We start from the raw sequence: 11,041 nt of genomic DNA on the forward strand, positions 1-11,041 counted from the left end.
TGATGAAAAGAATCTATCTGATTTTACCTATCCTTGCGGGAATGATGTTTGGATCAAGCGGAATATTCGTTAGAACGCTGACACAAAACGGAATTGATGCCACAACATTGCTGTTTTTAAGGTTTTCAATAGCGATAATTCCGATACTGATAGCCATTCTGGCGACTGATAGGGAACTGTTCAAAATAGATTTGAAAGACATTCCCCTATTTTTGGCATGTTCCATATGCATCATAGGACTTAATCTGTGCTATAACCAGTCCATGAATACTGTTCCACTTTCTCTGGCGGCAGTGTTATTGTCAATTGCCCCAATTTACGTATTGGTAATTGCATATTTCATATTTGGAGAAAAAATTACATCAAAAAAGTTTATATGCATGATTCTGGCCATTTTTGGATGCGTACTGATGACAGGAATTTTGGAAAGCGATTTGGGAAATGTTCCAATGTTGGGAATCCTTTCAGGCATCGGTGCGGGACTCTTCTGGGCAATCTATCTTATGGCCTCTAAAAAGTCCATGGAAAATGGAAATCACACATTCACAATACTGTTCTATTCAATAATATTCATTACAATCGCCCTGATTCCATTCAGTGATTTCGGTCAAATCTCAAGATTCGTTTTCATAAATCCGGTACTGACAATCATATTCCTGATTCTGCACTCCACCTTTTCGTTTGCCCTGCCTTACATACTATCAACAATCAGTTTAAATTATATGGATTCAGGAACATCATCCATATTCCTGTCTGGAGCCGAACCGTTTGCAGCCCTCATCTTTGGACTTCTGATTTATTCCGAAATTCCAACCCCGTTAATGTTTTGCGGATTCATATTAACCATTATCGCAATGATGATGTTGAGTCGAAATGACAGCAAAATACCTTGACAGAGAGAGGTGCATTTCAACTGTAAATGCTTCAAATCAAAAAATATAATAAATCAATACTTTTTTTGCGAATTAAAAGATTTTAAAAGCTAAAAAATAAAACAAGTATTACTAATCATGATTGACCGGAAAAGTGGAAAAAATATTGACTTACTCGGAAACAATTTTCATACAGTAATTGACAAATATTCACCAAAACCTAATTTTACTGCCACAACATTCAGGAAAAATAAATTTTAAAATAATAAATCAAAAAGTATGAAATTAAAAGATAAAAACAATTTTATTTGCTGAAAAAAGAATTTTCAAAAAACTCGATTTTTTGGCAAAAATCCGTCCATCTTGGAAAAGAATTTCATTCAAGAAAATAATTAAAATCAATCCAAAAGACAAAAAAAAGCAAAAATTACAAAAATTTATTATATTTAAAAATAAATTTAAACATATGATTTTCAGCATAATCATACCTGCCTATAATGAGGAGGAATACCTCCCAATTCTCTTGGAAAGTATTAAAGAACAAGATTTTGATGATTATGAAGTTATTGTAGCCGATGCTAACTCCACTGATAAAACAAGAGAGATTGCAAAGGAATATGGTTGCATTGTTGTTGATGGAGGCCTTCCTGCAGTAGGCAGAAACAGTGGTGCCAGAGTTGCTAAAGGAGAGCTTTTATTATTCTTAGATTCGGACTTGCAACTCACAGAAGATTATCTGAGAAATGTCGTGTATGAATTTAGAATGGAAAAACTTGGAATAGCCATTACACAAATGAAACCTATGTCAAACAAGGTAGAAGATAAATTATTCCATGATTTTGCAAATTACTTTATGATCGGTGTCGAAAACATCAAACCCCATGGTGCAGGCTGTTACGGAATTATCGCCAAAAGGTCACTGCATGAGGAATGCAACGGATTTGATGAATCATTGACTTTCGGTGAAGATACTGATTATATTGAAAGGCTGGCTAAAAAAGAACGTTTCAAAGTATTGAGAAATGCTAAAATCGGTGTTTCAACCAGAAGACTTGAAGAAGAGGGAATTACAACATTAATTCAGCAATACGGAAAAAGTACTGTCAATGACTTTTTAGGAAAAAGAACAGATGCCAGCGAACTGAATTACAATTTTGACCATGGTCATGAAAAAATCACAACTTCAAGATTATCCCGACTCGAAAAAGGTGCTGAAAGAATAAATGAAATCAAAGAAACATATACCGGATCAATGGATAAGATCCATAGTGCAAGAACCCAAATAAAATCCCTACGTCGCAGAAGATCTAAAAAGGTAGTATTTTATTGTGTTTGCGGAGAGGGAATGGGCCATGCAATTAGAACCGGAGTAATTGTCGACAGAATTAAGGACAAGTATGAAGTCCACATATTCTCAAGCGATAGAGCCTATGAATATCTGAATTCAAAATTCGACAATGTCCATGAAATAGGTGGATTCAACACAGTTTACATTAACAATAAAGTGGATAACCTAAAGACCTTCGCAGAAGCACTAAAACGAAATCCTACAAATATTAAAATTGGATATGAAAACCTCTATAAAAAAGCAAGGCAGTTAAGGCCGGATGTAATCGTGACTGACTTTGAAATATATGCCACTATGGTGGCGAAGCTAAGGGGAATCCCATTAATCAGCTTAGACAATATGCACATAATGACTCAGGCCAAAATAGACTATCCAAAAAAATATTTGGGCGAACTGCTCAAGGCAAAGGGAGTTATTAAAACATATGTAGTTAACCCAAGAGTCCACATCATCACTAGCTTTTTCTATCCTAAGATAAAATCCGGAAAACATGCGGTGCTATATCCTCCAATCCTTCGTGAGGAAATTCGTAAATTAGAACCAAAAGAAGGAAATCATATTATCGTTTATCAAACAAGCAGGGAGAGTTTCAAACTTGTTCAAAGACTTAAATCCCTAAAAGATGAACAATTCATAGCTTACGGATTTGATAAAAATGAAACTGACGGAAACTTAACATTTAAGAAGTTTAATGAAGATGAATTTTACGATGATTTGGCATCTTCCAAAGCCGTAGTTTGCAATGGCGGATTTACATTCATCTCAGAAGCGATTTATCTGAAAAAACCAATCTATTCAATTCCGGCTAGTGGAAACTTTGAACAGATCTTAAATGGCTTTTATGTTCAAAAATTAGGATACGGAGAATATCAGGAAAAGTTAAGCGTCAAAAAAATAGACAATTTTTTAAAGAGACTGCCAAAATATCAAAAAAGGCTTGAAAAAGTTAAAAAGACGGACAATGAGGGAATCATCCGTGAATTGATCTATAGAATCGAAAAATACTCAAGGTGAGGAATATTCCTCACGGAGTAAAAATGTTTAAAGGCCACTGACATCCTTAATCTTTATAGTTCCTGAAACCTCTTTCAAAAGATTTAAATCATTGCCTATTAAAATAACATCCACATCATCATGGTTAGAAACATATTTATATACAGTCTCATTTTTAAATTGAGATGAATAAATCTGTTCTGAAGTGGAATTTCTTAAATTGAAGGAGTTATCACCAATTAAAAATTCAGTCAGTCCTTTGTTAATGATGATTCCTGAAAAATTGCCTGAATGATTTCCATTATTCTGATAAAATTTCATTCCATCCATTTCATTTTTAATTTTGAAGTCTGACCCTTCAGGAGTATCAATTTCAAATAATTCAAAGTCTTGAGTCTTTAAAGGAGCAGCAGATGAATCTTCAACAACACTGCCTGATGAACTTGAAAAAATTAGATATCCTCCAACAGCTATGAGAATAACCGCAATAATGATAATCAATGAAAATTTGTTATCCATTTTAAATCCTCAAAATAAAAAAAAGTGATTAATAAAGTAATTACTTCATTAATCTGGGGAAACTATAAAGTTACGCCCATTTCTAATTGTTCAGTTAATTCTTTGTACCTGTTACGTATTGTAACTTCAGTAACTCCGGCAATGTCAGCTACATCCCTTTGGGTTTTTCTCTCACCAAGTAAAACTGATGCGATGTATAATGCGGCTGCCGCTACACCGGTAGGTCCTCTTCCGGAAGTCAATCCTTTTTCCATTGCCTTTTCAATGATTTCAATAGCTTTGGATTGTGCTTCACCGGATAAACCTAATTCACTGGCAAATCTTGGTACATAATCCACTGGAGAAGTTGGTGGCAATTTGATATTCAATTCACGGGTTAGGAACCTGTATGTTCTTCCAACTTCCTTTTTGGTTACGCGAGAAACTTCAGCGATTTCATCTAAGGTACGAGGTACGTTACAACGCCTGCATGCAGCATATAAAGAAGCGGCTACAACACCTTCGATACTTCTTCCTCTGATTAGCTTATTGTCCACTGCACTTCTGTAGACTACACTTGCGGCTTCCCTTACGCTTCTTGGAAGTCCGAGCCTTGAAGAATCACGATCAAGTTCACTTAAAGCAAATGCCAAATTCCTTTCAGTAGCTCCGGAAATTCTGATTTTTCTTTGCCATTTCCTTAACCTATACCATTGAGCCCTGTTCCTTGCAGGAATGTCACGACCGTAGATATCTTTGTTTCTCCAGTCAATCATTGTACTTAGACCTTTATCGTGAATTGTGTAAGTGATTGGCGCTCCAACTCTTGTACGTTTGTCTCTTTGTTCGTGGTCAAATGCTCTCCATTCAGGACCCATATCTACAAGATTTTCATCAATGACCAATCCGCAGCGAGCACAAACTACTTCTGCTCTTTCATAGTCACCAATTAACTCTGTTGAACCACATTCAGGACATACTGTTTGTTTTGAATCGTCATAAACATCAGTTCTTTTGTCGTCCATGGCTCTTGTGCGTCCCCTTGCAGGAGCTTCTTTTACTTTTTGTGTCGTGCTTTCATCCTCCTTCTTCTAGGTTTTTTGGATTTTGGTTTTGATACAAATAGTTTTTCACCACAATTTTTTTCAATTTTGTCCCTATCTGCTGATCTGAATAGCCTAATAGAGACATATGGTTTTTTTGTAGGTCCAAAAACATAACTTACCTTACCAATCTTGTTTTTATTGCTATCGAATACAATTCCACCGGGTGAAGGTGTTTTGGTGGACCTCGCTATTAATTTTCCAGAGTTTGCTATATGCAAACTGTTTCCTAAAAATTTCATAAAATCAAACTTAAAATCAAATCTGTATCATTTATATAATTAGAAATAGGTTATATATAAAGTTATCGATATATTTATATATAAATATTGATTTCTATTTAAATGTTTTTCTATTTGAGTCCAACTATTTCGGCCAATGTTTTTCCACTTTCAATCGCTTTGATAATATTGGATTCCTTGACCTTGACTTCAAGTGTTGCAAGCATTGTTTTTGCAAACAGTTCCTTAGGAATAACCACAATTCCGCTTTCATCACCAATGAAAAAATCACCAGGGTTAATGGTGGTGCCTTCCACTTCAATGCTTTCATTTAAAGTGCCCAATCCTAAGGCGGAGCCTGCATTTGGGCAAAAATTAGAAGCGAAGACTGGATAATCCATATATAAAAGTGCATCCAGGTCTCTTGCAGATCCATAAATGACAGTCGCCTTGATACCATTATCACGAGCACAAGTTGATGCCAATTCACCCCAAATAGCCTTATCCTCTGAGCTTACTTTGAAAAAGAGTATGTCCCCTTCACTGGCGCTGTCTATTGCAAGGGCAGATGTTCCCCAATCATCACTGGAAGTTTCTGCTGTAAAAATAGATCCGAAAACTTTTTGATTGTTGACCGGTTTGATATTTTGAATTGTACCTGATCTTTTTGATATCCCATTATAAGCATCGGAAACCTGACATGCAGAAACATTTTCAAGCAGGGACATTAAATTAATATATTCAGAATAATTTTTGCCATTATAGGTCAAATCATCGATTGAAACACCATCTAAATCAATTTCACTAACATCAACACGTTTTCTTAAATTCTTATTTTTATTTAATATATCTTTTGGAGTTACTGACATGAATTCACCACTTGTATTAATAATTTATTCGACATGATTAAAATAGTTTCATAGATTTTATATATTAGTTTAATCTAAATATTAATTGTAGTATTGAAATAATACTTATCATTTATATACTCATAGAGTTTACATACATTATTCATTATTATTAAATATTATTAATTTATCAAAAAAGGGAGAAATTTAGTATTGGGGAAAATTAAAAGTTAAGATAAAGTTATAAAACCAAATAACCAAATTAATTAAGAAATAAATAGTAATACCTGATAGTGAATTTCTCAAAAATGTATTAGCTCTTTTTTAGTGTATAAAAGGTCGAAAGGCAAGATTATCGTGTAATTTATGCAAGTTTCACCTAAAAATAATTTAAATTTTTAGCAATTACATAAATTATCCCGATTAAAAGCTTAGGAGGCTTAAATATGGGAAAAGGTGAAGAATTAACAACAACAAAATATTTAATCCATGCTCAAATTACTGCTAACGGTATCGTTGAAAAACCAGATGTTGTTGGTGCTGTCTTTGGGCAAACTGAAGGTTTACTTAGTAATGATTTAGATTTAAGAGAACTCCAAAGAACCGGAAGAATAGGAAGAATCCAAGTTAACATCCACTCCAACAGTGGAAGAGCAAAAGGTGAAATCGTAATTCCTTCCAGTTTAGACAGAGTTGAAACCGCCATTCTCGCTGCATCACTCGAAACCATCAATAGAGTCGGTCCTTGTGAAGCAGAGATACACACAACAAAAGTTGAAGATGTAAGGGCAGTCAAAAGGGAACAAGTCGTTAACCGTGCAAAAGAAATCTACAAAAAGATGGTTGAAAGCGTTGGCCCTACCAGCATGAGAATGATCGAGGAAGTAAGAGAAGCAATGAGAGTTCATGAAATCTCTGAATACGGAGAAGACCGTCTTCCTGCTGGCCCAAGCATACACACATCCGATGCAATCATTGTTGTGGAAGGACGTAGCGATGTATTGAACTTACTCAAATACGGAATCAAAAATACAGTAGCTGTTGAAGGAGTAAGCGTGCCTCGTTCTATCGGTGAATTAAGTAAAAAAAGAACCACCACTGCATTTGTTGACGGTGACAGAGGTGGAGAACTTATCTTAAAAGAACTCCTGCAAATTGGAGAAGTGGACTACATCACACGTGCACCAAAAGGAAAAGAAGTGGAAGATCTTGAAAAAGACGAAGTTCTTGTTGCACTCAGAGACAAAGTTCCTACAGCACAGTTCTTAGCTACAACAAACATTTTAAATGATTCCAGCAACGGCAACAATCATAAAAAAGAAAACAACAACAGAAACAATAGAAGAAATCAAAAATACAACCGCAACGAAAAGCCGAAAGTTGTAAAGGAACCTGAACCTGAAGTTGAAGACGATGAAGTCAAATTAATGAAAGACATGTTAAAAGAATTTGAAGGAACCGGCTGCGGAGCCATTCTGGATGAAGCATTTAATATGACCAAAGAAGTTGAAGTGGAAAACATCTACGAAGAAATCAAGAATATTGAAGGAACCGCTGATACAGTCATATTCGATGGTGTAATCTCCCAAAGATTGGTTGATGTTGCATCTGAAAAAGGAATCAACAAATTGGTTGCTTTCAAATCCATGAACATTGTTAAAAAACCACAAAATGTTAAATTAATAACTATAAACTAATAAGAATAAATTCATGCTAATAAAATTTAAACATCGGAAATTGGAGGTAAAAAATGAATATTAATATCGATGGTTACTACAGCACTAGAAAAAATGTTTTCGAAAGAATACAGGACGCTAGTGTAGCTACTAAACTACTCATGTCATTGATGATGGCATGTTTAACCGGTATAATGGCACAGATCATTATTCCGCTTCCATGGACTCCAGTTCCTATAACTGCACAGACCTTCGCAGTGTTATGTTCTGGTTTATTCTTAGGTAAAAAATACGGATGTTTAAGCCAAATCCTCTATATCGTTTTAGGTGTTGCATTCATTTCTTGGTTTGGAGGAATGACCGGCGGACTTGACATACTCTTAGGTTCAACCGGAGGATTCTTAATTGGATTCGTTATCGCATCTTACTTTGTAGGATTAATTACTGAAAAATATGCTGATGCACGTAATTTCAAAAAAATGGCTCTAACAATTGGAATTGCAAACTTTGCATTAATCTATATTCCTGGTTTAGCAGGTCTTGCATTGTTCTTAAGTATGCAAGGAACTCCTGTTGGAATCGTGGATCTTTTAATGATGGGTCTTGTTCCATTCATTGCTGGAGATATTGTAAAAATATTAGGTGCAGCTTCAGTGTCCAAAGTATTTTTACCAAAAGACTAAGGTTTTTTATAAAACCTTCTTTTTTTATTTTTTGATTTTAATGAAGCTTAGATTAAGAGGACATCATCTGTTATGTCTTAAGGGTTTTCAGGGATATGGCTATGATAAGGCCTTTGTTGAAAACATGACTCTTATTAATTCCAAAAGAAAACTGCCTCAAACAACCGTTACACTTTGTGACTGTGCTGATGACATCTGCGCATCATGCCCTAACCTGATCGATGGAATTTGTGAAGATAAAACACAAAACGAAAGGATAATTTCAATGGACAGGGAAGTGCTGAAAAAATTAGACAACTCAAAGGAGCATAATTCCACTGAACTGTTTAATAAAATTGATGAAATATTCGATACAGAGGAAAGTGTTTCAAAAATCTGTTTTAATTGTAAGTGGAGCGAAAAATGCTTATTTTATCAAAAATTATCAAATAACCGATAGGTTTAAATACTACATGATAAATATATATTAATTGTTGTATACAGTACAACGAGTATAGTCCCGTAGGGTAGTGGTAATCCTTCTAGGCTTTGGACCCGGAGACGGCGGTTCGACTCCGCTCGGGACTACTTCTATAAACTTTTTTTACTGATTTTTTATGGAGAAGCTATTGCTTATTGGAATTGATACAAGAAGTATGCTTAACAGTGCTTTAAAGCTAGACTATGATATTTACTCCACAAGCTATTTTTCAACATCCGATACCCCAACCGTCAAAAACCAAAAGATCATACTAAAGGAAAGCGACGGGGAAAGCTGCGGAATCTTTGAAGACAATTTCGACAGCAGAAGCATCCTGGAAATGTCACAGGATTATATTGATGAAGTTGACTACATCATTCCCATCTCAGGCGTATCGCCAAATGACTTTTCAAAAAAAGACCGAAAAAAGATATTGGGCAATCATGATGTGGGCCGCATCGAGAATAAGTTCAGATTCTACAAGGAAATTGAAAATGAATTTTCAACCCCTATGACTTTTCACCTAAGTGATATAGGTGAAGCATTTGAAATAAATGAAAATCATCCAGACATTCAATTTATTTTAAAACCGCTTAAAGGAAGTGGAGGGTATGACATCAACCTATTGAATAATGATATGGATATCGATTTTGGTGATAATGAATTCATCCTTCAGGAATATGTCTCAGGAATCAGCCTAAGCTCATCTGTGTTGTCAAGTGAAAATGAAACACAGACCATAACAAATACAAGATTGCTTACAATGAATGACTTTGGAGAGGAAAATTCATTCATATATGTTGGAAACATATTGCCTCTGACAGACAAATCCATAATGAGTGACATCAACGACATTGACAACATCAATAAAGAGATGAAAGATACAAGTGAAAGACTAATCGAAAAATTCAATCTGATAGGATCAAACGGAGTTGACTATATCCTAAATGAAAACGGATTGTATGTCATAGAAATAAATCCGAGGCTGCAGGGCACATTCGAATGTGTTGAAAAATCATTTGGAATAAACATGCTTGAAGCACACATCATGGCATGCCAGGGCGAAGTCATTGAAATTCCAAAGGCACAATGTTATACCTATAAAAAAATAATTTACTCACCAACAAGAATGAAATACCATCCGATGGACTTGGACAACATTTATGACCTGCCGCATATCGGATCCATCACCGAAAAGGATGAACCTTTATTGACAATCATTGACAGTGATGCCGATTTTGAAAAATTATATGAAAAAGTAGAATTAACCGGTGAAATTGTTAATAAGTCAGCTAAAAGAAACCAACTAGATGCAAAATAAATATTATTACGCCAATTGTTATTAAAAAAGTAGTAATAATCATTGCACGGGTCATCCAGATAAATAATTTGGCCTTATTGTCTGGGTCCTTCATAAATTGGTCTATTGGATTTCTTTTCATTATTACACCATTTCCAGTAAAAAATATTTTTACAGTAACTTCTTAATAAAAACTCTTTTTAAAAATAAACTCTTAATTTAACTCTAAATAAAAAAATAATAAAAAATAAAAGAAAATGAGAAGTATTAAGAAAAATTTAAGCTTCTGCATTTTTAGCGGCTTCGGCCGCTGCAGCAGCTTTTTCATTTTTCTCCATTGTTGACCTAATCATTTTCAATCTTACAAAGTTTTCTCTTTCCATTTCTTGGAGTCTCATATCAATATACTTTTCAGTATTTTGGAATCTTGGAATCATAATATGCTCTAAAGCATTTACTCTACGTTTAGTTGATTCAATCTCCTCAGCAAGCAGGAAAATTGTTTTTTCTACTTCACCAAGTTCGATTAAATACTTGAGAGATTCCTCGAATTTTTTTGCAGCTTCGTCTAATTGTATGGTAGTGTCTGCAAAACCGTAACCCCTGTCAATAATGGATCTTTCTTCCATTTTAACATTGGTAACAGGTACTGCTACACCCATAACGCTTCTTGATGTGATTTCAACATCAATGGATTCTTTGACTGATAATGCAGCTTTTTTAACTGCTAAATCGCCCATAGCAATTTGAGCTTCAACTAAAGCTTCGTTTGCTTCTTTTAGACTTAATTCTGCGTTTTCACGAATACCTTTGACACGATCCAAGATATCAAAAAACTCTTTGATTAAAGCATCCCTTTTCTCTTTGAGCAAACCATGACCTTTAACAGCCAGTTTAGTCCTGTTTTTAAGGGATAATAATTCCATACGAGTTGGATTAATTCCATCTATAATATCTTGTGCCATTTAATCACCTACATTACTGTAATGAGATTAGTCATCTTTTGGAAGGTATTGTTCAATAAATTCTTCTTTAACCC

At 34.7% G+C, this 11,041-nt stretch carries 11 protein-coding genes and 1 tRNA gene; 7 read left to right on the plus strand and 5 right to left on the minus strand.

All coding sequences use genetic code 11. The features are described 5' to 3' along the window. Nucleotides 1–2 precede the first annotated feature (2 nt). Nucleotides 3–893: a DMT family transporter gene (locus E7Z79_RS05025; RefSeq protein ID WP_303738882.1), complete on the plus strand. Its 891-nt coding sequence runs from the start codon at nt 3–5 to the stop codon at nt 891–893. A 445-nt stretch (nt 894–1,338) separates the two neighbouring features. Continuing rightward, nucleotides 1,339–3,234 carry an MJ1255/VC2487 family glycosyltransferase gene (locus E7Z79_RS05030; protein WP_303738883.1) on the plus strand — a complete coding sequence of 632 codons (1,896 nt, stop codon included), beginning with the start codon at nt 1,339–1,341 and terminating at the stop codon, nt 3,232–3,234. Nucleotides 3,235–3,261: 27 nt separating this feature from the next. On the opposite strand, the gene E7Z79_RS05035 is transcribed toward E7Z79_RS05030, so the two are convergent. The 4 genes from E7Z79_RS05035 to E7Z79_RS05050 form a co-directional block, all read right to left on the minus strand. After that, a complete protein-coding gene (locus E7Z79_RS05035) occupies nt 3,262–3,732 on the minus strand; it encodes a hypothetical protein (protein WP_303738884.1) in 471 nt (156 codons plus the stop codon). A 62-nt stretch (nt 3,733–3,794) separates the two neighbouring features. Further along, nucleotides 3,795–4,736, minus strand: a complete 942-nt coding sequence (locus E7Z79_RS05040; protein WP_303738885.1) for a transcription initiation factor IIB — start codon at nt 4,734–4,736, stop codon at nt 3,795–3,797. 32 nt (nt 4,737–4,768) lie between these two features. Further along, nucleotides 4,769–5,056: a Gar1/Naf1 family protein gene (locus tag E7Z79_RS05045; protein ID WP_303738886.1), complete on the minus strand. Its 288-nt coding sequence runs from the start codon at nt 5,054–5,056 to the stop codon at nt 4,769–4,771. A 110-nt stretch (nt 5,057–5,166) separates the two neighbouring features. Continuing rightward, nucleotides 5,167–5,904, minus strand: coding sequence for an RraA family protein (locus E7Z79_RS05050; protein ID WP_303738887.1), 738 nt, complete (start codon nt 5,902–5,904; stop codon nt 5,167–5,169). Between the two features lie 425 nt (nt 5,905–6,329). Here E7Z79_RS05050 and dnaG point away from each other — a divergent pair, with 425 nt between their 5' ends. From dnaG to E7Z79_RS05075, 5 genes are all read left to right on the plus strand, one after another. Beyond that, nucleotides 6,330–7,580: a DNA primase DnaG gene (gene dnaG, locus E7Z79_RS05055; RefSeq protein ID WP_303738888.1), complete on the plus strand. Its 1,251-nt coding sequence runs from the start codon at nt 6,330–6,332 to the stop codon at nt 7,578–7,580. Between the two features lie 59 nt (nt 7,581–7,639). Continuing rightward, complete coding sequence (locus tag E7Z79_RS05060; RefSeq protein WP_369693432.1) at nt 7,640–8,242, plus strand: biotin transporter BioY; 603 nt, start codon at nt 7,640–7,642, stop codon at nt 8,240–8,242. Nucleotides 8,243–8,282: 40 nt separating this feature from the next. After that, nucleotides 8,283–8,681, plus strand: coding sequence for a DUF1284 domain-containing protein (locus tag E7Z79_RS05065; RefSeq protein WP_303738890.1), 399 nt, complete (start codon nt 8,283–8,285; stop codon nt 8,679–8,681). 56 nt (nt 8,682–8,737) lie between these two features. Then, nucleotides 8,738–8,809: transfer RNA gene (locus E7Z79_RS05070), tRNA-Gln, on the plus strand. A gap of 29 nt (nt 8,810–8,838) precedes the next feature. Then, a complete protein-coding gene (locus E7Z79_RS05075) occupies nt 8,839–10,023 on the plus strand; it encodes an ATP-grasp domain-containing protein (protein WP_303738891.1) in 1,185 nt (394 codons plus the stop codon). A gap of 257 nt (nt 10,024–10,280) precedes the next feature. Here E7Z79_RS05075 and E7Z79_RS05080 read toward each other — a convergent pair whose 3' ends face one another. Then, complete coding sequence (locus tag E7Z79_RS05080) at nt 10,281–10,967, minus strand: V-type ATP synthase subunit D (protein WP_287412609.1); 687 nt, start codon at nt 10,965–10,967, stop codon at nt 10,281–10,283. Between the last annotated feature and the right edge of the window lie 74 nt (nt 10,968–11,041).

The organism is Methanobrevibacter thaueri (genome assembly GCF_015062905.1).
In the GTDB taxonomy this organism is placed as follows: Archaea; Methanobacteriota; Methanobacteria; order Methanobacteriales; family Methanobacteriaceae; genus Methanocatella; species Methanocatella thaueri_A.

Bases quoted from the DNA above. Each gene is read 5' to 3' on its own strand.
- E7Z79_RS05080 (WP_287412609.1), bottom strand. From the start codon at position 10,967: ATGGCACAAGATATTATAGATGGAATTAATCCAACTCGTATGGAATTA.
- dnaG (WP_303738888.1), top strand. From the start codon at position 6,330: ATGGGAAAAGGTGAAGAATTAACAACAACAAAATATTTAATCCATGCT.
- E7Z79_RS05040 (WP_303738885.1), bottom strand. From the start codon at position 4,736: ATGGACGACAAAAGAACTGATGTTTATGACGATTCAAAACAAACAGTA.
- E7Z79_RS05035 (WP_303738884.1), bottom strand. From the start codon at position 3,732: ATGGATAACAAATTTTCATTGATTATCATTATTGCGGTTATTCTCATA.
- E7Z79_RS05050 (WP_303738887.1), bottom strand. From the start codon at position 5,904: ATGTCAGTAACTCCAAAAGATATATTAAATAAAAATAAGAATTTAAGA.
- E7Z79_RS05045 (WP_303738886.1), bottom strand. From the start codon at position 5,056: ATGAAATTTTTAGGAAACAGTTTGCATATAGCAAACTCTGGAAAATTA.
- E7Z79_RS05065 (WP_303738890.1), top strand. From the start codon at position 8,283: ATGAAGCTTAGATTAAGAGGACATCATCTGTTATGTCTTAAGGGTTTT.
- E7Z79_RS05025 (WP_303738882.1), top strand. From the start codon at position 3: ATGAAAAGAATCTATCTGATTTTACCTATCCTTGCGGGAATGATGTTT.
- E7Z79_RS05075 (WP_303738891.1), top strand. From the start codon at position 8,839: ATGGAGAAGCTATTGCTTATTGGAATTGATACAAGAAGTATGCTTAAC.
- E7Z79_RS05030 (WP_303738883.1), top strand. From the start codon at position 1,339: ATGATTTTCAGCATAATCATACCTGCCTATAATGAGGAGGAATACCTC.